General features: G+C 68.8%; 20 protein-coding genes and 2 pseudogenes. 11 read left to right on the forward strand and 11 right to left on the reverse strand.

What is annotated here, in order from left to right:
- Positions 1 to 126: 126 nt before the first annotated feature.
- Positions 127 to 1,149 (reverse strand): DUF4349 domain-containing protein, encoded by a 1,023-nt coding sequence (locus tag ACWDV4_RS03540; protein ID WP_449974550.1) that lies wholly within the window; start codon positions 1,147 to 1,149, stop codon positions 127 to 129.
- Positions 1,150 to 1,266: 117 nt separating this feature from the next.
- Between ACWDV4_RS03540 and ACWDV4_RS03545 the strand changes: the two genes are divergently transcribed.
- The 3 genes from ACWDV4_RS03545 to ACWDV4_RS03555 all read left to right on the forward strand — a co-directional run bounded on the left by ACWDV4_RS03545 (position 1,267) and on the right by ACWDV4_RS03555 (position 4,097).
- Complete coding sequence (locus ACWDV4_RS03545) at positions 1,267 to 1,896, forward strand: MBL fold metallo-hydrolase (RefSeq protein ID WP_449974551.1); 630 nt, start codon at positions 1,267 to 1,269, stop codon at positions 1,894 to 1,896.
- A 34-nt stretch (positions 1,897 to 1,930) separates the two neighbouring features.
- A complete protein-coding gene (locus tag ACWDV4_RS03550; protein WP_449974553.1) occupies positions 1,931 to 2,962 on the forward strand; it encodes a hypothetical protein in 1,032 nt (343 codons plus the stop codon).
- Positions 2,963 to 3,122: 160 nt separating this feature from the next.
- Positions 3,123 to 4,097: an N-acetyltransferase family protein gene (locus ACWDV4_RS03555; protein WP_449974554.1), complete on the forward strand. Its 975-nt coding sequence runs from the start codon at positions 3,123 to 3,125 to the stop codon at positions 4,095 to 4,097.
- 104 nt (positions 4,098 to 4,201) lie between these two features.
- On the opposite strand, the gene ACWDV4_RS03560 is transcribed toward ACWDV4_RS03555, so the two are convergent.
- Entirely contained in the window at positions 4,202 to 4,657 is a 456-nt protein-coding gene (locus ACWDV4_RS03560) for a gamma-glutamylcyclotransferase (RefSeq protein ID WP_449974556.1), read from the reverse strand.
- 106 nt (positions 4,658 to 4,763) lie between these two features.
- On the opposite strand from ACWDV4_RS03560, the gene ACWDV4_RS03565 reads away from it, so the two are divergent.
- Entirely contained in the window at positions 4,764 to 6,167 is a 1,404-nt protein-coding gene (locus tag ACWDV4_RS03565; RefSeq protein ID WP_449974557.1) for an NAD(P)H-quinone dehydrogenase, read from the forward strand.
- Here the strand turns inward: ACWDV4_RS03565 and ACWDV4_RS03570 are convergent.
- Positions 6,124 to 7,125, reverse strand: a complete 1,002-nt coding sequence (locus tag ACWDV4_RS03570; protein ID WP_449974558.1) for a DedA family protein — start codon at positions 7,123 to 7,125, stop codon at positions 6,124 to 6,126. The two genes, ACWDV4_RS03565 and ACWDV4_RS03570, sit on opposite strands and share 44 nt — an antisense overlap.
- 532 nt (positions 7,126 to 7,657) lie before the next feature.
- Between ACWDV4_RS03570 and thrS the strand changes: the two genes are divergently transcribed.
- The gene (gene thrS, locus ACWDV4_RS03575) at positions 7,658 to 8,866 is read left to right on the forward strand and encodes a threonine--tRNA ligase (RefSeq protein ID WP_449974682.1); all 1,209 of its coding nucleotides are present in this window, start codon (positions 7,658 to 7,660) and stop codon (positions 8,864 to 8,866) included.
- Positions 8,867 to 8,966: 100 nt separating this feature from the next.
- On the opposite strand, the gene ACWDV4_RS03580 is transcribed toward thrS, so the two are convergent.
- From ACWDV4_RS03580 to ACWDV4_RS03595, 4 genes are all read right to left on the reverse strand, one after another.
- Positions 8,967 to 11,054, reverse strand: coding sequence for an ABC transporter ATP-binding protein (locus ACWDV4_RS03580; RefSeq protein WP_449974684.1), 2,088 nt, complete (start codon positions 11,052 to 11,054; stop codon positions 8,967 to 8,969).
- Positions 11,055 to 11,077: 23 nt separating this feature from the next.
- Positions 11,078 to 12,811: an ABC transporter ATP-binding protein gene (locus ACWDV4_RS03585; RefSeq protein WP_449974559.1), complete on the reverse strand. Its 1,734-nt coding sequence runs from the start codon at positions 12,809 to 12,811 to the stop codon at positions 11,078 to 11,080.
- A gap of 124 nt (positions 12,812 to 12,935) precedes the next feature.
- Positions 12,936 to 13,391 (reverse strand): MarR family winged helix-turn-helix transcriptional regulator, encoded by a 456-nt coding sequence (locus ACWDV4_RS03590; protein ID WP_449974560.1) that lies wholly within the window; start codon positions 13,389 to 13,391, stop codon positions 12,936 to 12,938.
- 25 nt (positions 13,392 to 13,416) lie between these two features.
- Complete coding sequence (locus ACWDV4_RS03595) at positions 13,417 to 13,863, reverse strand: DoxX family protein (RefSeq protein ID WP_449974562.1); 447 nt, start codon at positions 13,861 to 13,863, stop codon at positions 13,417 to 13,419.
- Between the two features lie 88 nt (positions 13,864 to 13,951).
- Between ACWDV4_RS03595 and ACWDV4_RS03600 the strand changes: the two genes are divergently transcribed.
- Complete coding sequence (locus ACWDV4_RS03600) at positions 13,952 to 14,539, forward strand: TetR/AcrR family transcriptional regulator (RefSeq protein WP_449974563.1); 588 nt, start codon at positions 13,952 to 13,954, stop codon at positions 14,537 to 14,539.
- An 84-nt stretch (positions 14,540 to 14,623) separates the two neighbouring features.
- Here ACWDV4_RS03600 and ACWDV4_RS03605 read toward each other — a convergent pair whose 3' ends face one another.
- Both ACWDV4_RS03605 and ACWDV4_RS03610 read right to left on the reverse strand, forming a co-directional pair.
- Positions 14,624 to 16,063, reverse strand: coding sequence for a GuaB1 family IMP dehydrogenase-related protein (locus ACWDV4_RS03605; protein WP_449974564.1), 1,440 nt, complete (start codon positions 16,061 to 16,063; stop codon positions 14,624 to 14,626).
- Between the two features lie 187 nt (positions 16,064 to 16,250).
- A complete protein-coding gene (locus ACWDV4_RS03610; RefSeq protein WP_449974565.1) occupies positions 16,251 to 18,032 on the reverse strand; it encodes an ATP-binding protein in 1,782 nt (593 codons plus the stop codon).
- 182 nt (positions 18,033 to 18,214) lie between these two features.
- Here ACWDV4_RS03610 and ACWDV4_RS03615 point away from each other — a divergent pair, with 182 nt between their 5' ends.
- From ACWDV4_RS03615 to ACWDV4_RS03625, 3 genes are all read left to right on the forward strand, one after another.
- Positions 18,215 to 18,808, forward strand: coding sequence for a PadR family transcriptional regulator (locus ACWDV4_RS03615; protein WP_449974685.1), 594 nt, complete (start codon positions 18,215 to 18,217; stop codon positions 18,806 to 18,808).
- Between the two features lie 130 nt (positions 18,809 to 18,938).
- A complete protein-coding gene (locus ACWDV4_RS03620; RefSeq protein WP_449974566.1) occupies positions 18,939 to 19,895 on the forward strand; it encodes an ATP-binding cassette domain-containing protein in 957 nt (318 codons plus the stop codon).
- Positions 19,896 to 19,920: 25 nt separating this feature from the next.
- Positions 19,921 to 20,685: an ABC transporter permease gene (locus ACWDV4_RS03625; RefSeq protein WP_449974567.1), complete on the forward strand. Its 765-nt coding sequence runs from the start codon at positions 19,921 to 19,923 to the stop codon at positions 20,683 to 20,685.
- A 117-nt stretch (positions 20,686 to 20,802) separates the two neighbouring features.
- Here ACWDV4_RS03625 and ACWDV4_RS03630 read toward each other — a convergent pair.
- Positions 20,803 to 21,762, reverse strand: a pseudogene (locus ACWDV4_RS03630) (RNA-guided endonuclease InsQ/TnpB family protein); the annotation flags it as partial.
- Here ACWDV4_RS03630 and tnpA point away from each other — a divergent pair.
- Together tnpA and ACWDV4_RS03640 are read left to right on the forward strand one after the other, a co-directional pair.
- Positions 21,707 to 22,124 (forward strand): annotated as a pseudogene (gene tnpA / locus ACWDV4_RS03635) (IS200/IS605 family transposase). The pseudogenes ACWDV4_RS03630 and tnpA overlap by 56 nt on opposite strands.
- Positions 22,125 to 22,220: 96 nt before the next feature.
- Positions 22,221 to 23,441 carry an MFS transporter gene (locus tag ACWDV4_RS03640; RefSeq protein WP_449974568.1) on the forward strand — a complete coding sequence of 407 codons (1,221 nt, stop codon included), beginning with the start codon at positions 22,221 to 22,223 and terminating at the stop codon, positions 23,439 to 23,441.
- 83 nt (positions 23,442 to 23,524) lie between these two features.
- Here the strand turns inward: ACWDV4_RS03640 and ACWDV4_RS03645 are convergent, their stop codons facing one another.
- Positions 23,525 to 24,178, reverse strand: coding sequence for an O-methyltransferase (locus ACWDV4_RS03645; protein ID WP_449974569.1), 654 nt, complete (start codon positions 24,176 to 24,178; stop codon positions 23,525 to 23,527).
- Between the last annotated feature and the right edge of the window lie 8 nt (positions 24,179 to 24,186).

Genomic DNA, 24,186 nt, shown 5'->3' on the forward strand with positions numbered 1-24,186 from the left:
GCCGTTGGCACCTTACCGTGTGAGATCCACCCGTCACGATGAGTCGATCAAGTGCTCTCCGCTGTCCGGCCGGCGGCTCCGGCCGGCCGGACAGCGGAGCGGGATGACGGTTCGGGCCGGCGGCCGTCAGTCCTTGTTGGTCGATGGCGCTGGTGCCGCCGTTGGTATCGCCGGTGCGACGGGTGCGGCGGTTGGTGTCGCCGGTGCGCCGGGTGCCGCCGGGGCGAGCGCCGGCACGGTGACCGCCGTCCGCCGCCGTCGCTGCCCTCGGCGAACCAGCCAGATGACCCCGACCACCGGCACACCGAGTACGACGAGCCACGGCAGCACCGCACCCAGCACGGTCAGCAGGACCCCCACAGAGGCCACGAGCGCGGCCCAGCCCCCCTTCAGGCCGGCGAGGAAACCGGTCTGCGGCTCGTCGTCCTCCTGCTCTGCCTTCGGGCCGAGCAGCGTCACGTCGATGGTGGAGAGTGCGGTCAGGTCGGCCAGCCGGCGCTTCTTGGCCTCCAACGCGGCCAGATCGGCCTCTCGTTTGGCCAACTCACTCTCCAGCATCACCAGGTCACTGAGGCTCTTGGCCTGGCTGAGAAGTCGCCGCCCGCTCTCCACCCGGGCCCGCTGGGTGGCGAGCCGGGCATCGAGGTCCAGGGTCTCCTCGGTGACGTCCTGGGTCTCGATGTTCCGGCGTTCCTGTCGGCCCAGTGTGGCCAGCTCGTCCACGACCGCCGCGAACTTTGCCGCCGGTACCCGCAGGTTGAGTTTCGCCCGCGAGGAGGAGGTGTTGCTGGTGCGCTCGTCTCCGCCGACGAAGCCGCCCGCCGTGGTGGCGATCGTGGCGGCGCGGGCACCGGCCTCGTCGATGTTCTCGACGCGTACGGTGATCGAGCCGGTGTAGATGATCGTCCGCTGGTCGACCCGCAGGTCTGCCTTGGCTGCGGTGGTGTCCTGCTGGCCCGGTTTTTCCGCAGTACCGGGCGCGACCTGTTGCCCGCCCTGCTGATCGACCCCGGCGGCTGCCGGGGCCGCCCCGCTGGTCTCGGCGGAGTCCCGGCTCGGTTCGGCGCTACAACCAGTGGTCACCAGGGTGGCTGCGAGCGCCAGCGTACCCATGATCGTGGCCAGCCTTCGCCGATCCATCCTGTTCATGTCCCCTCCCGTACCGGGTAGTCAATGGCGCAGTGTTCCGTGAGACGTGCCGCGACGCCGTACCGGTTCCGGCAGACTGCGCATGGGACATCACGATTCGGCATTCAGGGGGTCACGATGCGATTGACCAAATACAGCCACTCCTGTGTACGGGTAGAGCACGACGGCGGCGTGCTGGTCATCGATCCCGGGGCGTTCGCCGAGCCGGCGGCCCTGGACGGGGTGGACGCGGTGCTGATCACGCATGAGCACTTCGACCACCTTGATGTGGACAAGCTCGCCGACCTGCTCGGCAAGCGACCGGCGGTGACCGTCCATACGCATCCGACGGTGGTGTCCAAACTGGAGGGGTTGCGGGGGGTGGTCACCGCGGTCGAGTCGGGGGACACATTCACCGCCGCCGGCATTCCGGTTCGGGCGTACGGGGGACTGCACGCCGAGATTCACCCTGATCTGCCCCGGGTGCCCAACCTGGGGTTCGTCATCAACGACTCCGTATACCACCCGGGCGACTCGTTCGACGTGCCGGACGACGTGCAGATCGACACTCTCTTCGTGCCGGTCTCCGCGCCGTGGCTCAAGCTCGCGGAGTCCATCGCCTTCGTTCGGGCGATCGCGCCGCGGCGGGCCTTCGCGCTGCACGACGCGTTGCTCAGCCACGCCGGTTACACCGTCACCGACGCCAACATGAGTCAACTTTCCGGCTGCGAGTACGCCCGGCTCGAACCCGGAGCGAGCGTCCGCTGAGCAGGCTGCCGGCGGGAGCGGGTCGGTGGGCGGAATGGTTGACGTGGATCAGGGGCTGATCGACGCGCTCTATGCCGGGCATCCGGACGGTTTCGTGGCCGCCCGGGACGAGGCCGTGGCCGCGCGTCGGGCCGCCGGCGACCAGGCGGGGGCGCGGGAGGTCGCAAAACTGCGCAAGCCGACCGTGGCGGCCTGGCTGGTGAACCTGCTGGCGTTGCGTCGGCCCGAGTTGGTGACGGAGTTCGTCGAACTCTCCGCCGCGCTCCGGGCAGCCCAGCGTGAGCTGCGTGGGGCCCGGCTGCGGGAGCTGTCCGCCCAGCGCCGGGACGCGGTGGCCGCCCTCGTCGCCGAGACCCGGGCCCTCGCCACCGAGGCGACCGGCGGTACGCCGACCGGGAAGCTGCCGCTGGCCGAGGTGGAGGCGACACTCACCGCGGCGCTCGCCGACGCCGAGGTGGCCGAGCGGGTACGTTCCGGCCGGCTGATCCGTGCGGCGAGCTACGCCGGGTTCGGCGAGGTGCCCAGACCACAGTTGCGGCTACTGACCGGGGGAGCGGGGGCAGAGCCCGCCGGTGTCGGTACGGTCGAGGTGGAGACCACCATCCCGCCGACGAGCGCCCGACTGGCCGGGGAGCAGGCCGATCGGACTCGGACGGCCACGGAGGACCGGACCGGTCGGGCTCAGCCCGGTCGGGCTCAGCCGGGTCGAGAGCGGGCGGCCCGGGAGCGGGAGGCTCAGGCGGCCCGGGAGCGGGCCGAGCGAGCCCGGCAGCGACGGGCGTTGTCGAAGGAGCTGACCCGGGCCCAGCGGGAGCAGGAGCGGGCGGAGAAAACTCTGGCCGAGGCGGTGACGGCGGTACAGGAGAGCACCGGCCGGCTGACGGAGATCGAGGGAGCCCTGGCCGACCTGGAACGACAGCGCGCGGCGGCTGAGGCCGAGATCGGTCGAAATCGGTTGGCCCGGAAGGCGGCGGAGCGGGATGCCGTTGCCGCACGGCGGCGGGCCGGGGAGATCGAGGCGGCCGTCGAGGCACTGGACGCTGATGATGCAGCCGCTCAACGCTGATGATGCAGCCGCTGAACGCTGAGGAATCCGTGGAGCCTGAATCCATGCGGTGGGGCATTTGATCCTTGCCAGCTAACCGATACCGGTTACCCGGATCGGCCCGCTCATCGGCGGCGGCCGGCGGAAAACCGGGCGACAGCGCGTATCGGCGGGCGATTCAATGCCAGACGTGAACCTCCCGGACGGCTGGACCACGCGTCGGCCTACTCTCGATGACATTCCGGTGATCCTGGCGGTGGTGCACGCCAGCGACATCGCCTCGGTCGGACAACCCGACTTCAGCCCCGAGGACGTACGGGAGGCGCTGACCGCGCCGAACGTCGACCCGGCGTACGACTCCTGGCTGGCGCTCGATCCGGACGGTGCCGTGGTGGGCTGGGCCTACCTGGAGAACCCGGCCCGGTCGCGCCGGGACTTCGTCGAGGTCTACGTGCACCCGGAGAAGGGCATTCCGGCCCAGGCGCCGCTGCTGGCCCGCCAACTGGCCCGGGTCGCGGAGCGCGCCGCCGAGTTCGGCTACGCCGAGATGACCGTGCGGTCCGGCGCGATCCCGAACGAGGAACGTTGGATCGCCACCCTGCAAGCCGCCGGATTCAGCTTCGTCAAGCGGTACGCCCGGATGCGCCGGTCGCTGGCCGGGGTGCCGGCCGTACCGCCGCCGTCACCGCAGGACGTGCTGATTCGGCCGGTCCGGGCGACTGACGATGCTGACATGCGCGAGTTCCACCGCGTCCTCGACACTGCCTTCCGGGACACCCTGGACTACGTCCCGCTCTCCTACGAGCAGTGGCGGGAGCAGATCGCCAGCCTGCCCAGCGTCGCCTGGGACGAGTGGTTCGTGGCCGTCGTACAGGACGAGCCGGTGGGCATTCTCCAGTCAGCGGACCAGGCACTGGACCAGAACGAGGGCTGGGTCAAGAACCTGGCGGTGCTGCGGGAGCACCGGCACCGGGGGGTCGGCCGGGCACTGCTCGGGCAGGCGTTCGCCGCCTACGCTGCCAAGGGACGCGACTACGCCGGGCTTGGGGTGGACCTGAGTAACCCGACGGAGGCGGCCCGGTTGTACCGGTCGGTGGGGATGGCCCCGACCTACGAGGCGGACATGTTCGAGCGGACGGTCGCGGCGGCCCGCTGACCCGTACCGCTGATCCTGCTGCCCGGTCCGGCCCTTCGCGGCACCGGCCGGGCAGCCTTTTGTTCGGCCCGGGGAGTTGCTCCCCGATCCTGGCTCGGGCGGGGTTATGCGGAGGCGGTCTTGGTGGGACGGGAGCGCAGGTCCGCCACGTAGTCGTCGGGCGCACCGGCCTTCTCCGCCGCGTTGGCGATCTCCGAGAGGTACCACGCGGTCGGCATGCCGCCCTCGTATCCAGCGAAGACGTAGACCCAGGCGGTGACGTCGCCATCCAGGGTGCTGACCCGCAGGTGCAGCTTGCGGTAGGTGCCGGCGTCCACCCCCTCGATCTCGTCGAGTTGGGCGGCGTCCCAGGCATGTACGTCGTAGAGCGCGACGAACACGCGGTCGCCGGGGGACTCGACGATGGTGGTGACGGCACCCTCCCACCCGAGCACCCCCTCACCAGCGAAGGTCAGGCGCCAGCCTTCGAGCCAGCCAGTGCCGACGAGCGGAGAATGCGGACAATATGCCCGCATCCGGGAGGGATCAAGGTTTGAGCCGTACGCGGCGTAGTGACGCACAGCGATGACGATAGCTTGGCAGGTGGGTAGTGGAGAATACGACGGTGCGTGTCGGATGAGCCGGAGAGAAGAAAGTCACTGTGAGCATTGACGAAGGGCGGACGCGGTGAGCCGGATTGTGATCATCGGCGGGGGGCCGGCCGGCTACGAGGCTGCGCTCGTCGCCGCCCAGTTGGACGCCGAAGTCACCGTGGTCGAGGCCGATGGCGCGGGCGGAGCCTGTGTCCTCTCCGACTGTGTGCCATCGAAGACCTTCATCGCCAGTTCAGAGGTGGTGACCGGGTACCGCGACACGGATGAGTTCGGTGTCCTCTCCGACGGCCTGGAGGCGGTGACCGTCGACGCGGCGGCTGTACATCAGCGGGTCAAACGGCTCGCGTTGGCCCAGTCGTCCGACATCCAGGCGAAGTTGATCAAGGCTGGAGTCACCTTCGTCCACGGGCATGCCCGGCTCGGCGAGGACACGCTCGGTCACTTGCACCGGGTGATCGTTACCCCGGCCGACGGTGACTCCGAGTACGAGATCGACGCCTCCACGGTGCTGATCGCGACCGGCGCGACCCCCCGGGTGCTGCCCACCGCCGTACCCGACGGGGAACGCATCCTGACCTGGCGGCAGGTGTACGACCTGCCGGAGTTGCCCGAGCGGCTGATCGTGATCGGTTCCGGCGTCACCGGGGCCGAGTTCGCCAGCTCCTACCTCGCCATGGGCGTGGAGGTGACCCTGGTCTCCAGCCGGGACCGGGTCATGCCACACGAGGACGCCGACGCGGCGATGGCGATCGAGCAGGTGTTCCGCAACCGGGGCATGTCCATCCTCAACAACTCCCGCGCCGACGCGGTCCGCCGTACCGAGGACGGGGTGGAGGTGACCCTCTCCGACGGCCGGGTGGTGTACGGCTCACACGCCCTGATGGCGGTCGGGTCGGTGCCCAACACCGCCGGACTGGGTCTGGCCGAGTACGGCGTCGCCGTGGCGCCCGGCGGCTACGTGACCGTGGACCGGGTCTCCCGGACCAACGTTCCGGGCGTCTACGCCGCCGGTGACTGCACCGGCGTACTGCCCCTGGCCAGCGTCGCCGCCATGCAGGGCCGGATCGCCATGTGGCACGCCCTGGGCGAGGCCGTCTCGCCGCTGCGGCTGCGTACCGTTGCCGCCAACGTCTTCACCAACCCGGAACTCGCCACCGTCGGCGTCTCGCAGGACGAGGTCGACTCCGGGCGTACCCCGGCCCGACAGGTGATGCTTCCGCTCGCCGGCAACGCGCGGGCGAAGATGGACGACCTCTCCGACGGGTTCGTCAAGCTGTTCTGCCGACCCGCCAGCGGCCAGGTCATCGGCGGCGTGGTGGTGGCACCGAAGGCCAGTGAGCTGATTCTGCCGATCACGATGGCGGTGGAGAACCACCTGACCGTGGATCAGCTCGCGCACACCATCACGATCTACCCCTCGCTCTCCGGTTCGATCACGGAGGCGGCCCGGCAGCTGATGCTGCACGAACTGGAGTGACCGCACCTGCTGTGGCAGCTGGAGTCATTTCAGCTGCCACAGCAGCGGGGATGGCCGTGGTCGTCGCGGGAGTCGGGGTGACCGCCGAAACAGCGGTAGCCAACGGCGCGGCGGTAGTCATCGGCGTCGCTGTCGAGGCGGTGGTAGTCATTGGCGTGACCGCTGGCTGTCGGCGGCCGGCGACCAACGCCAGAGCCCAGCCACCAGCGGCGAAGACGGCCGCCGCCAACCCGGCGATACCCGCCAGCAGCCAGCCGTCCCCGGCCAGCGCCGAACCGCCGAGATGGCCGACGAGCCCGCCGTACGCGGCCCAGCCGAGTGCCGCCATCGCCTCGTACGTCAGGAATCGGCGGTACGGGTAGCTACCTCGGCCTGCCTGGTAGCAGACGAGCATCCGGCCGCCCGGCACGAACCGGCAGAGCAGAACGACCAGCAGGCCAGGCTGGCGCAGGTGGTGGCCGTACCGGCTGGCCAGTTGCCGGGCCCGGTCCTGCGCCCGCCGGCTACGACCGGACTGGGGCGGTCGAGTCCGGTTCTGTGCCCGTTTGCCACGACCGAGCTGGGGCGGCCGAGCCCGGTTCCACACCCGCCGCCGCCCGGCCCGGGCTTGCCGGCGGCGGTGCCCCCGCCGCCCGAGCAGGTAGCCAGCCAGGTCGCCGGTGAAGACGCCGAATGCCCCCATGACGATGGTCAGCGGCAGGCTCAAGCCGCCGTAGACGGTCAACGCGCCGCCCGTGATCATCAGCGCCTGGGTCGGCACGATCGGGATGAACACGTCAATAGCCAACAGGCCGATCAGTACCAGATATATCCAAAACGGTGACGTCATGTCCGTGAGGAACTCGGCCACGCTGGTCACCTCGAAGGTCGGTTTGGTCTGGGCGGGGGCCTCCAGCCTGACCGGCGGATCCAACCCGATGCCGCCAGGCGGCACCAGGGGTGAGATCGGACACGCCACCGCAGGCCAGGGTCATGACGAGCGTAGCTCCCCGCGGCCGATGTACTCATCGATCAGCAGGTCGGCGCGACCGGTCTTCGGGGTTCGCCGGGTGGACGTGACCGATTGGCGGCGGGAACGAATGTGCCGACGCGCAGCGCCCGGCGTACCGTTGTCGGGGCGCGCCCCCGGCACCTCAGGTTCCCCCCGGTGCTGACGTGCCGGGACGCCGTTTGGGGTCGCCGGCAGGTCCCGTGCCGGCGACCCCCACCAGCTGTTAGGAAGGGCCCCTTCTTATCGCTTTTTGCATAGGAAGGGGCCCTTCCTAACACCCCCAGCGGAAATACGGGTGCGTCCCGCAGCGGGCGGGCGTAGCGTGGCGGCATGCGTAGCGCGGCCATGACGACGACGCCGGGACACCCCGGCGTGCCACGCTGACGCGACCACCGTCACGACCGCCCCGGGGCTCTCCGCCCCGGGACTTCGTCGTTTCCGGGTACGGGAATTCCTGAGCGGTCACGACCCGCCGGTACGCGCCGACGGGTCGTACCCGATCGAGGAGACCGACATGGTCGACCACCGCAAGCTCGGTCGCGAGCTTGAGTTGTTCCACGCCGACCCGTTGTCCGGGGCCGGCCTGCCGATCTGGCTGCCGGCCGGCGCGGCGGCCCGGCACGCCGTCGAGGAGTACGTCCGGGAGCTGGAACGCCGGGCCGGCTACCAGCACGTCTATTCGCCGCCGCTGGGTAAGCGAGAGCTGTTCGAGCTCTCCGGCCACCTGGGCTACTTCGCCGACGACATGTTCCCGGTCATGCGGCTCTCCGCGGACGACGAGTTCGTGCTGCGGCCGGCGCTCTGCCCACACCACGCCCTGGTCTACCGGGCCCGGGGCCGGTCCTACCGGGAGTTGCCGTTGCGGATCGGCGAACTGGGCGGGATGTACCGGTCGGAGCGCTCCGGAGTGCTCGGCGGACTCAGCCGGGTACGGGCCATCTCGCTCAATGATGCGCACAACTTCTGCACCCTCGAGCAGGTCGGGCAGGAGGTCGCCGAGATCCTCGACCTGATCCGGGAGGCGCACGCGGCGCTGGGCGTACGACCGGCCGGCTTCCGGCTGTCGCTGCGCGGTCCAGGTGAGAAGTACCTGGGCGACGACGAGATGTGGCGGCAGGCCGAGGACCTGCTCCGGTCGGCGCTGGCCGGGGTGCCCTATATCGAGGCCGAAGGTGAGGCGGCCTTCTACGGGCCGAAGATCGATATCCAGGTCCAAGATGCGGCTGGACGGGAGTTCACCCTCTCCACCATTCAGCTCGACTTCGACAAACCGGAGAAGTTCGACCTGACCTATGTGGCGTCGGACGGGTCGCGACGTCGTCCGGTGATGGTGCACCGCAGCCTGATCGGCAGCATGGAGCGGCTCTTCGCGTACCTGATCGAGGTGCACGCCGGGGCCTTCCCCGCCTGGTACGCCCCGGAGCAGGTACGGGTGCTTCCGATCAGCCCGGACCAGGCCGCTGCGGCGGAAAGCTTTGCCCGGGACTGTGTGGCGGTTGGACTGCGGGCCCGTTCGATATTGGATGGTTCGGTCGGTGCCCGAATTCGCGAGGCGGTCCACCGCAAGGTGCCGTACGTGGCCGTACTCGGTGCGCGGGAGGTCGCCGAGAATCGGGTCTCGCTCCGGCTACGGGACGGCCGGTGTCTCGACTTGATGGCCACCGCCGACGCGCTCCGCCTGATCACCGCAGGAGTGGCTGCGAGGTAAGGAAGGGCCCCTTCTTATCGCTTTTTGCATAAGAAGGGGCCCTTCCTAACACCCAAAAGCACGCCACCGCCGCGATCCGACCGGCGACTGGCAGCCGCTACTACCCGACTGGCGACCGGGGGCGCAACGTACCGGTCGGGGCGCCGGTACCGGTCGCGGCGCCCACGCCGACCATGTCCGGTTCGGCGTCGCCAGCCTCGGCCACCGGTTGTGTGAACTGCGCGTGGTAGAGCCGGTGGTAGGCACCCTCGGCGGCGAGCAGTTCGCTGTGCGTACCCTGCTCCACGATTCGACCACTCTCCATCACCAGGATCAGGTCCGCGTCCCGGATGGTCGACAGTCGATGGGCGATCACGAAGCTGGTCCGGTCGGCCCGCAGCGCGGCCATCGCATGTTGCAACAACACCTCGGTACGGGTGTCCACCGAACTCGTCGCCTCGTCCAGGATCAGCAGCGACGGGTCGGACAGGAACGCCCGCGCGATCGTGATGAGCTGCTTCTCTCCGGCGCTGACGTTGCTGCCCTCCTCGTCGATGACGGTGTCGTAGCCGTCGGGCAGGCTACGGACGAACCGGTCGACGAAGGTCGCCTTCGCCGCGGCGACGATCTCCTCCTCGCTGGCGCCCGGGTTCCCGTACGCGATGTTGTCCCGGATCGTGCCGCCGAAGAGCCAGGTGTCCTGGAGGACCATGCCGATCTCGCCGCGCAGCTCGTCCCGACGCATGGTGGTGATGTCGACCCCGTCGAGGGTGATCCGTCCGGCGTCCAACTCGTAGAACCGCATGATCAGGTTGACCAGGGTGGTCTTGCCCGCCCCGGTCGGCCCGACGATCGCCACCGTGTGCCCCGGCTCGGCGACCAGGGACAGGTCCTCGATCAATGGCTTGTCGGGCTCGTACCGGAAGGAGACCTGCTCGAACTCGACCCGGCCGTGCGGGTTGGTGACCCGGGCCGGTTCGGCCGGCTCCGGGCTCTGCTCCGGCGCATCGAGTACGGCGAAGACCCGCTCCGCCGAGGCGACCCCGGACTGCAGCAGGTTAGCCATCGACGCGACCTGGGTCAGCGGCTGGGTGAACTGCCGGGAGTACTGGATGAACGCCTGGACGTCGCCGAGGCTCATCGCCCCGGATGCCACCCGCAGGCCGCCGACCACCGCGATAGCCACGTAGCTCAGGTTTCCGATGAACATCATCGACGGCATGATGATGCCGGAGATGAACTGGGCACCGAAGCTGGCCTTGAACAGTTCGTCGTTCTTGTCGCCGAAGGCGGCTTCGATCTCCCGCTGCCGGCCGAAGACCTTGACCAGCTCGTGCCCGGTGAACGCCTCCTCGATCTGACCGTTGAGCGCCCCGGTGTGCTGCCACTGCGCGATGAACTGGCGCTGCGAACGCCCGGCGATCTGCTTTGTCACCAGCACCGACAGCGGTACCGCGACCAGCGCGATCACCGCGAGCAGCGGCGAGATGATGAACATCATCGTGAGTACGCCGACGACGCTGAGGAGCGCGGTGAGCAGCTGACTCAACGTCTGTTGCAGACTCTGGGCGACGTTGTCGATGTCGTTGGTGACCCGGCTGAGCAGCTCACCCCGAGGTTGTTTGTCGAAGTAGGGCAGCGGCAGCCGGTGCAGTTTCTCCTCGACGTCGGCGCGCAGCCGCAGGATCGCCCGCTGCACCACGTCGTTGAGCAGGTAGAACTGCCACCAGGAGAGCAGGCTGGCGGCGACGAAGAGGACCAGTGCCAGCGCCAGGACCTGCCCCAGGCGGGTGAAGTCGATTCCGACGCCGGGTACGACGTCCATGTTCGCCAGCATGTCGGCGAAGGTGTCGTTGCCCGCCGCCCGAGCCTGTGCGACCGCCTGGTCGAGGGTCGTTCCCTCGGGTAGCTGCTTGCCGATGATCCCGGCGAAAATCAGGTCAGTGGCCCTACCGAGGATCTTCGGCCCGATGACAGTGAAGGCCACGCTGATCACGGCCAGCGTGACGATCCCCAGCAGGTGGATTCGGTACGGGCGGAGCCGGCCCAGTAGTCGTTTGGCGGACGGGACGAAGTTCATCGACTTCTCGCCGGGCATGCCGGCCTGCCAGTGTGGTGCACCGCCCCGCCCGCCGGCCGGTAGTCGCTTGGGTGTGCTCTCGGCCGTACCCGACTCGGGGGTCTGCTCCTGCGTCTGTCCGCCGCTCATGCCGTCCTCAGTCGTCTGCTTGCTCATGCCGGCACCGCCGAGGTGAGCTGGGATGCCACGATCTCCGCGTACGTCGGACAGGTGTCGAGGAGTTCGTCGTGTCGTCCGCGTCCGACGATCGCACCATCGTCGAGGACGAGGATCTGATCGGCATCCATGATCGTGGAGACCCGCTGGGCCACGATGACCACGGCGGCGTCGGCGGTGATCGGGCGTAGTGCCGCCCGTAGCCGAGCGTCGGTGCCCAGGTCGAGCGCGGAGAACGAGTCGTCGAACAGGTAGATCTCCGGGCGGCGGACCAGGGCTCGGGCGATCGCCAGCCGTTGCCGCTGACCACCGGAGACATTGGTGCCGCCCTGGGCGATCGGGGCGTCAAGCCCTTCCGGCATCGCCTCGACGAAGTCCCGGGCCTGGGCGACCTCCAACGCCGCCCACAGTTCCTCGTCGGTGGCGGCCGGGTTGCCGTAGCGCAGGTTGCTGGCCACCGTGCCGGAGAACAGGTACGGCCGTTGTGGCACCAGCCCGATCCGGCTCCACAGCAGATCGGGGTCCAGGTCGCGGACGTCCACCCCGTCCACGGTTACGGATCCGGCGGTTGTGTCGAACAGTCGGGGAACCAGGGACAGCAGCGTCGTCTTGCCGGCCCCGGTGCTGCCGATGATCGCGGTTGTCCTGCCCGCCTCGGCATGGAAGGAGATGTCGCGGAGCACGGGTGCTACCGCCCCCGGGTACTGGAACCGCACCTCGCGGAGCTCCAGGTCGCCGTGTAGACCGACCTCGGCGATGGGAGCCTGCGGCGGGAGCACGGACGACTCGGTGTCGAGCACTTCGACGATCCGTTCGGCGCAGACTGCTGCCCGGGGCACCATCATCGTCATGAAGGTGGCCATCATGACCGACATCAGGATCTGCATCAGGTAACTCAGGAAGGCGGTCAGCGCGCCGACCTGGATCTCGCCAGCGTCGATCCGTCCTGCGCCGAACCACAGCACGGCGACGCTGGAGAGGTTGAGCACCAGCATCACGATCGGGAAGATCAACGCCATCAACCGACCGGTACGCAGGGCGGTGGCGGTCAGCTCGGTGTTGGCCGTATCGAAGCGTTCGGTCTCGTGTGGCTCGCGGACGAACGCCCGGACCACCCGGATGCCGGTGATCTGTTCGCGGAGCACTCGGTTGACGGTGTCGATCCGGGTCTGCATGAGCCGGAACTGCGGCACCATCTGGCGGACGATCGAACCGATGGCCAGGGCCAACACAGGCACGCTGACCAGCATCAGCCAGGAGAGGCCGACGTCTTCCCGGAGCGCCATGATCACGCCGCCGATGCACATGATCGGTGCCGCCACCAGCATGGTGCAGCTCATCAGTACGAGCATCTGCACCTGTTGCACGTCGTTGGTGTTACGGGTGATCAGCGAGGGGGCACCGAACTGGGCCACTTCGCGGGTCGAGAAGCTCAGCACCCGACGGAAGATCAACGATCGGAGGTCCCGCCCGAAGCCCATGGCAACCCGGGCACCCAGGTAGACCGCGACGATCGAACAGGCGATCTGGAGCCCGCTGACCAGGAGCATCCATCCGCCGATACGGAGGATGTAGCCGGTGTCGCCGCGGGCGATGCCCTGGTCGATGATGTCGGCGTTGAGACTCGGTAGGTAGAGCGAGGCGATGGTGCCGACGAGTTGGAGCAGCACCACAGCGGTCAGTGCACCGCTGTAGGGCCGTAGGTGGGTGCGGAGCAGTCGGGTCAGCACCGGGGACCTCCGAAGTCGCGCGCGTACGTCGGGATGCCAGCGTCGCAGCAGTGCGGCGACTTGTCGCCCGATTTACCGTGCTTCGGGCGCTGTCTGGCCTGTCCTCCTGGCCCGATGGCTAAGCTCATTTGTCGTTCTCCCCGTTGGACGTCGTCTTGATCAGTTCAAGTAGGAACTCGCGGATCACGGCCGCCTTCGCCGGGTCGGTGTCGACCGACGTGAGTGGTGGGTTTCTGTGGATGACCGCGAGCAGCGCCTGGATTCGATCCGTCCCAGCTGGTGTGAGGGCCAGTCGTACGGTACGACGATCGGTCTCGCTCCGCTGTCGTTCGACCAGTCCGTCCCGGGCAAGCGTGTCGACGATGCCGGTGAGGGTCGCCGGGCGTACGAAGCATCGGGTGGCCACCTCGTGGTGCGGCAGATTTCCGTGCTCGGCGAGGGTGAGCAAGGCGACCATGCCGGCCGGAGTGAGCCCGTGGTGCTCGGCCAGGTAACGATGCCACTGCTGCGACATCAGGTGCCCGGCTACGGCGACGAGCCGACCGAGTGGTGCGTTGTGTAGGTCGTGCCGCGGATCCATGGGCGATATGTTAGCTCCCTAATCATTAGGAGCCAAACGAAATAGCGAGTGCCGCCCCGACGAAGACGACCTGGAGCGCGGTGCGGGGCACCAGCGGTGTTGCCGGCCGGCCGTCCACGGTCAGCTTGCGCCGGGCGGCGGAGACGTTCGCCGGGAACATGGCGAGCATCAGCAGGGCCAGGGCGCCGGCCGTCCACGGTGCGGTGGCCGGGATCAGCAGGCCGACCGCCCCGGCGAGCTCCAGTACGCCGGTGATGGTCACCAGCAGTTCCGGTCGAGGTAGGGCGGGCGGCACCATTGCGATCATTTCCGTACGCCGGGTGCCGACGAAGTGGACGACGCCGGTGAGGGTGAACATCAGGGCGAGGCCGACCCGTAGGGCGGGCAGCCAGTTGTCGAGGGCGTCCACGCCGAGCAGGCCGGTGATGCGGGCGATGGCGAAGCCGACGATCAGGGCGATCAGGGGGGCCACGGAAACTCCAATCAGAAAGCACGATCTTGTCAGTGACAAGACTGCCCCGACAGGTGTCATCTTGTCAATGGCAAGATATGCTGTCGGCATGACAGGAGAGAGTTCCGTCGGTCGGACGTACCACCATGGCGACCTGCGGCGGGCGTTGCTGGCGGCGGCGGTCGAAGCAGTTGGGGAGCACGGCCCCACGGCGCTGAGCCTGCGCGACCTGGCCCGCCGCGCGGGCGTCTCGCACGCCGCCCCAGCCCACCACTTCGGGGACAAGGCCGGGCTACTCACCGCACTGGCCGCCGAAGGGTTCAACACCCTCGCCGACGACCTGTCCCGAGTGACCCGGGAGACCGGCAGCCTGCTGGAAACCGGGGTGGCCTACCTCCGGTTCGCCATCGAACATCGGGCCCACTTCGAGGTGATGTTCCGCCCGGACCTCCATCGCAGCGACGATGCCGAACTCGTTGCTGCCCAGCGCCGGGCCGGCGAGGCGCTCGGCGCTGGCGTTGCCACGCTGCCCGCCGCGCCCAGCGGACTGGACGCCCGGTTCGCCGGGCTGTCCGCCTGGTCCATCGTGCACGGCTTCGCCACACTCTGGCTGGCCGGCGCACTCCCGGACGACGTGGTGGGTACGGATCCCGAGGCCGCCGGCCGAGTCGTCCTCCAGGGCCTCTTCGCGGTCTGAGGTGTGAGGGGGTGCGGTGTTAGGAAGGGCCCCTTCCTATGCAAAATGCGATAAGAAGGGGCCCTTCCTAACACCAAAACCCCGTCACCAGCTTGTCGGCAGCGGCATTCCCTCGGCGTACCCGGCCCGGCTCTGCACTCCGACCAGGGCCCGTGCGTGGAACTCGATCAGGTTGGCCGCCCCGGCGTACGTGCACGCGCTACGTACCCCCGCGACGATTTCGTCGATCAGGTCCTCGACTCCTGGGCGGTGCGGGTCGAGGAACATCCGGGCCGTCGAGATGCCCTCCTCGAAGACCGCCTTGCGGGCCTGCTCGAACAGGCTGTCCTCGCCGGTACGGGCGCTGACCGCGCGCGACGACGCCATCCCGAAGCTTTCCTTGTACCGTCGCCCGTCGACGTCGGTGTAGAGGTCACCGGGGGACTCGTAGGTGCCGGCGAACCAGGAACCGATCATCACGTTGGACGCGCCGGCCGCCAGTGCCAGGGCGACATCCCGGGGGTGACGGATGCCGCCGTCCGCCCACACGTGCCGACCGAGTTGGGTGGCGGCATCGGCACAGTCGAGTACGGCCGAGAACTGCGGTCGGCCGACGCCGGTCATCATCCGGGTGGTGCACATCGCCCCGGGGCCGACCCCGACCTTGACGATGTCCGCGCCCGCCTCGACGAGGTCCCGCACCCCGTCGGCGGTGACGACGTTGCCGGCGGCGACCGGTACCGGTGGGTCGAGCGCCCGTACTGCCCGCAGGGCGGTGAGCATCCGTTCCTGGTGGCCGTGTGCGGTGTCCACGACCAGGGTGTCTATTCCGGCCTCGATCAGCGCGGCGGCCTTTCCCGCCACGTCACCGTTGATGCCGATCGCGGCGGCGACCCGTAGCCGGCCCTTGGCGTCCACCGCCGGCCGGTAGAGGGTGGCCCGGAGCGCGCCCTGCCGGGTCAGTACGCCGACCAGTCGCCCGTCGCCGTCGACCACCGGCGCGAGACGCCGCCGCCCCTGGGACAGTACGTCGAACCCGGCGCGCGGATCGGCTTCCGCCGGTACGGTGTGTAGCTCGGTGGACATCACCTGGTGTAGCTGGGTGAAGCGATCGACGCCTTCGCAGTCTGCCTCGGTGACCACCCCGATCGGCCGTTCGTCGGCATCGACCACCATCACCGCGCCGTGTGCCCGTTTGGGGAGCAGGTGGATCGCGTCGCCGACGGTCTCGTGCGGGCCGAGCGTGATCGCGGTGTCGTGCACCAGGTGACGTTGTTTCACCCAGGCGACGACCTGTGCCACCACCTCGATCGGAATGTCCTGGGGCAGGACGGCGATCCCGCCGCGCCGGGCTACGGTCTCGGCCATCCGCCGCCCGGCCACCGCCGTCATGTTGGCGACCACGATGGGAATCGTGGTGCCGGTCCCGTCGACGGTAGAAAGATCGACATCGAGCCGTGATCCGACGTTGGACCGGACCGGGGCCATGAAGACATCGTCGTACGTCAGGTCGTGCGCGGGGGCCGCGCCAGAAAGGAACCGCACCCGGCCATCATGCCCGCTGGAAGATCTGTCAGCAGGCCCGCTGGGAGATCCGCCAGCAGGCCCGCCGGAAGTTTCGCCAGCAGGCCCGCCGGGAGATCCCACCGGCGAGCCAGTTGCGGGATGCGCCCATCAGGTCCGCCGGGAGATCTTCGATCGAGACACCGCGAAAAACCTCCCGAGTACGACCTCAGGCCGGTGGCGGGGTGATGGTGCAGATCGCCGAACCAGCGGTGATCACCGCACCCACCTCGGCGGAGAGGCCACTGACCACACCGCTGCGATGGGCGTTCAGCGGTTGCTCCATCTTCATCGCCTCGAGCACCACGACCAGGTCCCCCTCGGCGACCATGTCCCCGTCGGCCACCGCAATCTTGACGATGGTGCCCTGCATCGGCGAGGTGAGCGTGTCGCTGCTGACCCCGCCGCCGCCCTTCGTGCCGGCACCCCGTCGGGCGGGACGGCGGCTGCTGGTGGCGCTGGTACCCGGGGCGCTGGTCGTACTCGCGCCGATGCCGGCGGGCAGGGTCACCTCCAGCCGTTTGCCGCCCACCTCGACCACGATGGTCTCGCGGGCCGTCGGTGCACCTGCCGGGTCGGCGGAGGCGGCGGCGGTGAACGGCGGCACGGTGTTGTCGAACTCGGTCTCGATCCACCGGGTGTGTACGGCGAACGGCTCGGCGGTGAATGCCGGGTCGCGGACCACCAGCCGGTGGAACGGCAGTGCGGTGGCCATCCCCTCGACCACCATCTCGTCCAGGGCGCGCCGGGCACGTTCCAGAGCCTCGGTCCGGGTCTCCCCAGAGATGATCACTTTGGCGAGCAGCGAGTCGAAGTTGCCGCCGATCACGTCGCCGGCCGAGATGCCGGTGTCGACGCGTACCCCCGGGCCGGTGGGCAGGCGCAATGCGGTGACGGTGCCGGGCGCGGGCAGGAAACTGCGGCCCGGGTCCTCGCCGTTGATCCGGAACTCGATGGAGTGTCCGCGCGGCGTCGGGTCCTCGGTCAGCCGCAGCTTCTCGCCGTCGGCGATGCGGAACTGTTCGCGGACCAGGTCGATGCCGGCGGTTTCCTCGGTGACCGGGTGCTCCACCTGCAACCGGGTGTTGACCTCCAGGAAGGAGATCGTCCCGTCCGCGCCGACGAGGTATTCGACCGTGCCGGCACCGTGGTAGCCGGCCTCCCGGCAGATCGCCTTGGCGCTGTCGTGGATGGCGGCACGTTGCGCCTCGGTCAGGAACGGCGCGGGTGCCTCCTCGACCAGCTTCTGGTGCCGGCGTTGCAGCGAGCAGTCTCGGGTGCCGACGACGATCACGTTGCCGTGCTGGTCGGCCAGGACCTGGGCCTCGACGTGCCGGGGCCGGTCCAGGTAGCGCTCGACGAAGCACTCGCCCCGACCGAAGGCGGCGACCGCCTCCCGGGTGGCCGACTCGAACAGCGCCGGGATCTCCTCCATGGTGCGGGCCACCTTGAGCCCGCGTCCGCCACCGCCGAACGCCGCCTTGATGGCGACCGGCAGGCCGTGGTCGACGGCGAAGGCCATCACCTCGTCGGGGCCACCGACCGGGTCCGGGGTGCCGGGCACCAGGGGTGCGCCGGCCCGCTGGGCGATGTGTCGGGCGGTGACCTTGTCACCGAGGTCGCGGATCGCCTGCGGGGTCGGGCCGATCCAGGTCAGGCCCGCGTCGATGACGGCCTGCGCGAAGTCGGCATTCTCCGAGAGGAAGCCGTAACCCGGGTGTACGGCGTCCGCATCGGACCGCTTGGCGATGTCGAGGAGCTTGTCGATACGCAGGTACGTCTCGGCGGCGGTGTCGCCGCCCAACGCGTACGCCTCGTCGGCGATGGTGGCGTGCAGCGCGTCGCGATCCGAGTCGGCGTAGACGGCCACACTGCCCAGGCCGGCATCCCGGCAGGCACGGACGACCCGGACGGCGATTTCGCCCCGGTTGGCGATGAGTACCTTGCGCACGCTGTTCCCCTTAGCTGGCTCGTGACCTCTGGTTCGTGAGTGCGGGACTCCTGGAAGTTACTGACCGGGAGTGTAGTGGTCACGTTGATCAACTTGATCGGTCGGCGGTGTGGGATGTTGCACTGGCCGCCAGATGCTAGTCAATTTTGGCTATTACGCTGATCGTCGTGTCAGCAACCCGAATGATGATCCTCGGACTGGTCCAGTGGATGCAGCCGGTGCACGGCTACGACGTACGGCGTGAGTTGCTCAGCTGGGGGGCCGACCGGTGGGCGAACATCCAGCCCGGGTCCATCTATCACGCGCTACGCAAGTTGACCGCTGAAGGGTTGCTGCGGGAGGTGGCCACCGAACAGGTCGGTGGCCGGCCGGCGCGTACCACGTACGAGGTCACCAGCAAGGGGGCGGACGAGTTCGAGACCCTGCTGCGGGATCAGTGGTGGCAGCTGCATTCGCAGCCCGACCCGTTCATCTCGGCGTTCTCGTTTCTGCCGGCCTTGCCCCGGGAGGAGGCGGCGGCAGCGCTACGCAACCGGGCCCGACTGCTGCGAGCCGGTAACGAGTCGATGCGTGCCTCGTTGGACTCGGGTTGGATCCGCAAGTCCAAGCCGGTGCACGTGGGCTGGATGTTCGAGCTGTGGTGCGCCCGGGCCGACGCGGAGATCAGCTGGTGCGAGCGGATCGCCGGGTTGATCGAGTCGGGCGTGCCGTACCTGCCAGCGGAGCTGGTGCAGCAGGAGGGCTGGGACGGGTGGAAGGACCAACAGGGACAATAGTCAACGTTGACTAAGAAGGTGGTATCGCACTAGCCTCGGCGGGAGCGTTGGGGCGGACGCCTGCCTTGCGTGGTCTCGGGGGAATCACGGTCGGCGGAAGTCGTCGGCCCTGGCTGACCAGGAGCAGAAAATGATCGAAACCAGGGGGTTGCGGAAGTCCTTCCGCTCCCGCCAGGGCAAGGAGAAGAAGACCGTCGACGCCGTACGCGGAGTCGACCTCACCGTGGCCGAGGGGGAGATCTTCGGCTTCCTCGGCCCCAACGGCGCCGGCAAGACCACCACACTGCGCATGCTCGCCACCCTCATCGAGCCGGACGGCGGCGAGGCCATCGTGGCCGGTGCCAACCTGCGTACCGACCCGGCCGAGGTGCGCCGCCGGATCGGTTACGTCGCCCAGGGCGGCAGCACCTGGGACGAGTCCACCGCCCGCGAGGAGCTGGTGCTCCAGGCCCGGATGTACGGCATCGGCAAGGCCGAGGCGCAGCGCCGGGCGGTCGCCTCGCTGGCCGCCTTCCAACTGACCGAGTACGCCGACCGCAAGTGCAAGACGTACTCCGGTGGTCAGCGCCGCCGGGTGGACATCGCGCTCGGCATCATCCACCAGCCGAAGATCGTTTTCCTGGACGAGCCGACCACCGGCCTCGACCCGCAGAGCCGGGCCCACATGTGGGACGAGATCCGTCGGCTCCGCGCGGACGGCATGACGGTCTTCATCACCACGCACTACCTGGACGAAGCCGACGCGCTGTGCGACCGGATCGCCATCATGGACCACGGCGAGATCGTGGCCGAGGGCACGCCCGCCGAACTCAAGCGGGAGATCTCCGGCGACGTGGTGCTCGTCGGCATCGACGGCTCGACCCCACAGGCCGCCCAGCTACTGGACAGCCAGGACTACGTGACCAAGCTGGAGACCCCCGACGAGGGGGGCCTGCGCCTCTACGTCGACGAGGGCGCCACCGCGATCCCGCAGATCCTCCGGGTGCTCGACGGTGCCGGTCTCCCGTTGCGCTCCATCGAGCTGCACCGGCCCAGCCTCGACGACGTGTTCCTCACCAAGACCGGCCGTTCGCTGCGCGAGTCCTGAGCACCGCGCACACCAGGAGACCTCGATGAAAATCTTCCGCGACACCTGGCTGATCTTCCAGCGGCAGGCCCTGCTGCTGGTCCGTCAACCCGTCTGGCTCATCGTCGGCGTCTTCCAGCCGGTGATGTACCTGCTGCTCTTCGCGCCCCTACTCAAACCGGCGCTTGCGCCGCTCGGGGCCAACACCGACGCCGAGATGTACCGGATCTTCATCCCCGGGCTGCTCGTACTGCTGGCCATCTTCGGTGGCCTGTTCCAGGGCTTCGGCCTGATTGCCGAACTCCGGGCCGGCATCATCGAACGATCCCGGGTCACCCCGATCAGCCGGTTCGCCCTGCTGCTCGGCCGGTCCCTGCGGGACGTCGTCTCCCTGCTGATCCAGGCCGTGATCATCACCGTACTGGCGTTGGTGCTCGGCCTGCGCGTGCAACTCGGCCACCTGCTGCTGGCGTACCTGCTGTTGGCTCTGATCGCGTTGATGACCGCGACCGTCTCCTACGGCGTCGCGCTCGTGGTCAAGAGCGAGGACGCCCTCGCCCCACTGATGAACACCCTGGCCCAGCCGATCCTGCTGCTCTCCGGCATCCTGCTGCCACTGGCCTTCGCCCCCACCTGGCTCCAGCGGGTCGCCGACTGGAACCCGTTCTCCTGGGCGGTCGACGGAGCCCGAGCCCTGTTCGCCGGCAACGTCGGCGACCCGTCGGTCTGGCAAGGGCTGACGATCATCGGCGCGATCACCGTACTGGCCGTGATCTGGGCCGCTCGGGCCTTCGCCCGCAGCGTCCGCTGACGTACCCCGTACTGGATCCTGTGTGAGCTGGCACCCGACCCGGGCGGGCGGGGCGGGGCCGTACCGGGCGGCCTTGTACTCCAACATGCCGATAAAGCTGGCCCACCCCGCGTCGTGCACGGATCTTGCCAGCCGGGTCCGGCCGAGCCCGACCACGCACAGGTCCTCGACATAGATCGCTTGGTTGTCGCGAACTATCCTCGTGGACAGCTTGTGCTGCCAGTCCCGCCGGGTGTCGGCCACCCGGCCATGTGCCCGTGCGACCTTGACGACAGCCTTTCTGCGGTTGGCCGAGCCCTTCTGCTTACGGGACAGGGCCTGCTGCAACCGTTTGAGTTTGCGGGCGGCCCGGCGCAGGAACTTCGGCGCGGCCACCTTTCTGCCGTCCGACAGAACGGCGAAGTGGGTTAAGCCCAGGTCGATGCCCACCTCAGGCTCGACCGGCGGCAACGTCTCATCGGGCTGCGTCGTGACGACGAACGAGGCGAAGTACCGTCCGGCCGCATCCTTGATGATCGTCACCGACGACGGGTCGCAGGGCAGCGCCCTGGACCAGCGCACCGCAAGGTCGCCGATCTTCGGCAACCTGAGCCGACCGTTATCGCAGATCTTGAACCGGGAATTCCTCGTGAACCGGATGGCCTGCCGGTTGTCCTTACGCGACCGAAACCTCGGCGGGGCGACCTTCCGACCCCTACGCTTGCCCGACAGCGAGGCGAAAAAGTTGCGGTACGCGGTGTTCAGATCGGCGAGGGCCTGCTGCAACACCACCGCCGACACCTCACAAAGCCACGCCCGAGCGGGTGTCAACTTCGCCTCGGTGATGATCCGGCGCGACAACTCCCCGTCAGAGACGTACGCAAGCCCTTGCTCACGGGCCTGCTGACGCAACCGCAGCCCGTCGTTGAACACCACCCGCGCGCAGCCGAACGCCTTCGTCAGCTCGATTCGCTGACCGGGCGTCGGATAGACGCGGAATTGGTAACGAAGCTGCACGATCACGAATGTATCGTGTTGGTCGATGGATGAACTCGAAGGCATTCGCACTGGCAGACATTGTGTTTTCGCAATACACATCCACTTGGTTTCCGTGACCTCGTTCCGACACGAAGGTGTTCAGCGACCGGCACCTGTCCCGGATGGATACAGATCATGCGGAAGGTCTGCGCCGACTTCGAAGCCGAGTTGGTCGAGTTCAACGGCGAGAACAACCATGTGCATCTACTGGTGAACTATCCGCCCAAGGTTGCCGTGACCCGGCTGGTCAACAGCCTCAAGGGCGTCTCATCGCGCCGCCTGCGGCAGGAGTTCCCCGACCTCGTACGCCACTACTACCGGCCAACAAGCTGTGGTCGGGCTTGTACTTCGCAGGCTCAGTGGGCGGAGCACCGCTGAACGTCGTGAAACAGTACATCAAGCAGCAGAACCGCCCGGTTTAAGACACTGTTCGGGCCCTGGCGGTCCTCCCAGCACGGGCCTCCACCCCCGCCCTGAAGGGCGGAGCACTGGCCCGCGCAACCGGTAGCGTAACGACCGTGCCCCGCCTCATCCATGACAGAATCACCTGGTTGACCTATGCCCAACTGGGCGTATGGGGCTTCTTCCTCTACGGCTTCGGGCCGGTCGTACCCCTGCTCCGCGACGAACAGGGCACCAGCGCCGCCGTCGCCAGCCTGCACAGCACCAGCCTCGCCCTCGGCGCCCTGATCGGCGGGTACCTCTTCCCGATACTGACCCGTCGGTTCGACCGGGGACCGGTGCTCTGGTGCAGCCTCGCCGGGGTAGCCGCCGGGGCCATCGGCCTGACCACCCTCCGGCCACTGCCCGCCACCCTCGCCGCCGTCGTCGTCGCCGCCACCTTCGGCACGATGGTGGTCTGCGGGGTGAACACCGTGCTCGCCGACCACCACCGGTCCGCCGCACCCGCCGCGATCAGCGAAGCCAACGCCGCCTGCGCCGGCGTGGGCGTACTGGCCCCCCTCGTCATCGGCGCCGCGGTCAGCGCCGGGCTTGGCTGGCGACCGGCGCTCGCCGTCGAGGTCGCCCTGATCGCGCTCGTCGCGCTCGCCGCCGTCACCTTCCGGGTACGCCTACCGAAGGCCGCCACCGCTGTCGCGGCTGCCGAAACCGGATCGGGGCGGCTGCCCCGGGCCTACTGGCTGGCCTGGGCGCTGATGAGTCTCACCGGCTCGATCGAGGTGTGCCTCTCCCTCTGGGGAGCCGACGTGCTGCGCACCCACGCCGGCCTGTCCCGGGGAGCGGCCTCCGCCGCGCTCGCCGCGATCGTGGGCGGCATGTTCCTCGGCCGGCTCGTCGGTGGGCGGATCGCCCTCCGGGTCGCCCCCGTACCGCTGCTGCTCGGCGCGTTGTCGGTCTCGCTGCTCGGCTTCACCCTGTTCTGGGTGTCCCCGGTCGGCTGGATCGCGGTTACCGGGCTGATGATCATGGGGCTGGGCAACGCCATGCACTACCCGCTGGGCATCTCGCTCGCCCTGGCCGCTGCCGAAGGACAGGCCGACCGGGCGGCCGGCTACTCGTCGTACTCGATGGCGGTGGGGTTCGGGATCGCGCCGGTCGTACTCGGGTGGGTGGCCGACGGCGTCGGCTCGCACCTGGCCTTCCTGCTGCTGCCGGTGTTCATCGCCGCGTCCGCGCTCCTCGCCCTCCGCCTTCGCGTTAGGAAGGGCCCCTTGTTATCGCATTCTGTAGAGGAAGGGCCCCTTCCTAACCACGAAGAGGCACGAGCAGCACCGTAACCCGGAGAGCTGTCCGGTCGGTCGTTCCGGGCTGGCTGTCCGGTCGGTCGTTCCTGGCTGGCTGTCCGGTCGTCCCTGATTGATCAGCGCCGGCGGGCCAGGGTCAAGCCATCGGCCACCGGCAGCATCACCACGTCGACCCGCTCGTCGGTGCGGACCATGTCGTTGAAGGCGGCGATCGCGCGGTCACTCTCGTTGCGCGGGGCCAGCACCCGACCCCCACGCAGTACGTTGTCGACCGCGATCAGGCCGCCCGGCCGCATCCTCGGCACCAGCTCGTCCCAGTAGACCGGGTAGCCAATCTTGTCCGCGTCGATGAAGGCCAGGTCGAGGTACGGCTCGGTCGGCAGCGTACGAAGAGACTCGGCCGCTGGGCCGATGCGCAGCTCGATCCGGTCGCTCACCCCGGCCCGGTCCCAGTACCGGCGAGCCACCGAGGTGAACTCGTCGGAGATGTCGAAGCAGGTCAGCTTCCCGTCGGCGGGTAGCCCGCGGGCGATCGCCAGCGACGACATGCCGGTGAACGTGCCCACCTCCACCGCCTGACGTGCCCCGATCAGCCGGGTGAGGAAGGTCAGCAGCGCCGCCTGCTCCGGGGCGACCTGCATCTGCGCATCGTCGGGCAGCAGAGCGATCGTCTCTTCGGTCAACGCCCGGGCGATCTCGTCCGGCGGCGAACCGTGCGCCACGAGATAGGTGTGAAGTTCTTCGGTCAGCGGCAGCGGCTTGATGGTCACGATCAGAC

The organism is Micromonospora sp. NPDC003197 (assembly GCF_053590565.1).

Bases quoted from the DNA above. Each gene is read 5' to 3' on its own strand.
- ACWDV4_RS03540 (WP_449974550.1), bottom strand. From the start codon at position 1,149: ATGAACAGGATGGATCGGCGAAGGCTGGCCACGATCATGGGTACGCTG.
- ACWDV4_RS03545 (WP_449974551.1), top strand. From the start codon at position 1,267: ATGCGATTGACCAAATACAGCCACTCCTGTGTACGGGTAGAGCACGAC.
- ACWDV4_RS03550 (WP_449974553.1), top strand. From the start codon at position 1,931: ATGGTTGACGTGGATCAGGGGCTGATCGACGCGCTCTATGCCGGGCAT.
- ACWDV4_RS03555 (WP_449974554.1), top strand. From the start codon at position 3,123: ATGCCAGACGTGAACCTCCCGGACGGCTGGACCACGCGTCGGCCTACT.
- ACWDV4_RS03580 (WP_449974684.1), bottom strand. From the start codon at position 11,054: ATGAGCGGCGGACAGACGCAGGAGCAGACCCCCGAGTCGGGTACGGCC.
- ACWDV4_RS03590 (WP_449974560.1), bottom strand. From the start codon at position 13,391: ATGGATCCGCGGCACGACCTACACAACGCACCACTCGGTCGGCTCGTC.
- ACWDV4_RS03600 (WP_449974563.1), top strand. From the start codon at position 13,952: ATGACAGGAGAGAGTTCCGTCGGTCGGACGTACCACCATGGCGACCTG.
- ACWDV4_RS03615 (WP_449974685.1), top strand. From the start codon at position 18,215: ATGATGATCCTCGGACTGGTCCAGTGGATGCAGCCGGTGCACGGCTAC.
- ACWDV4_RS03620 (WP_449974566.1), top strand. From the start codon at position 18,939: ATGATCGAAACCAGGGGGTTGCGGAAGTCCTTCCGCTCCCGCCAGGGC.
- ACWDV4_RS03625 (WP_449974567.1), top strand. From the start codon at position 19,921: ATGAAAATCTTCCGCGACACCTGGCTGATCTTCCAGCGGCAGGCCCTG.